Here is a 476-nt window from a genome sequence, read left to right as displayed (position 1 = left end):
GTCGGCACAAACTTTATCCGTTAATTTATCTGTTAAGCAAGATGCCGTCTTTCAGACTTTTTTCTATGTCTGGAATACGGCATCTTTTATAGCTGGAAAAAATTTTATACACGAAAAAAGCCTGCTTCCGCAGACTTTTTAAAGCGACCCGGATCGGGATCGAACCGACGACCTCCGCCGTGACAGGGCGGCGCTCTAACCAGCTGAGCCACCGGGCCAGACATATACAGAATATAAAATATAGAACTAAAGTGGACCTTCAGGGACTCGAACCCGGGACCGACCGGTTATGAGCCGGTTGCTCTAACCAACTGAGCTAAAGGTCCAAAGAGCCGATGATCGGACTCGAACCGATAACCTGCTGATTACAAATCAGCTGCTCTGCCAATTGAGCCACATCGGCATACATAACAAATATTTTATATTCAGTGACTCCGACGGGAATCGAACCCGTGTTACCGCCGTGAAAGGGCGAT

General features: G+C 47.5%; 3 tRNA genes. All 3 read right to left on the bottom strand.

From position 1 onward, the window contains the following. Positions 1–144: 144 nt before the first annotated feature. Positions 145–218 (bottom strand) — tRNA-Asp (locus tag DWY63_RS10060). Positions 219–252: 34 nt separating this feature from the next. Next, a tRNA-Ile gene (locus DWY63_RS10055) sits at positions 253–326 on the bottom strand. Positions 327–330: 4 nt separating this feature from the next. After that, positions 331–403: transfer RNA gene (locus DWY63_RS10050), tRNA-Thr, on the bottom strand. Positions 404–476: the final 73 nt, after the last annotated feature.

Source organism: Blautia sp. AF26-2, assembly GCF_003460955.1.
Classification (GTDB): Bacteria; Bacillota; Clostridia; order Lachnospirales; family Lachnospiraceae; genus Fusicatenibacter; species Fusicatenibacter saccharivorans.
This window is presented reverse-complemented; position numbering and strand designations above follow the sequence as displayed.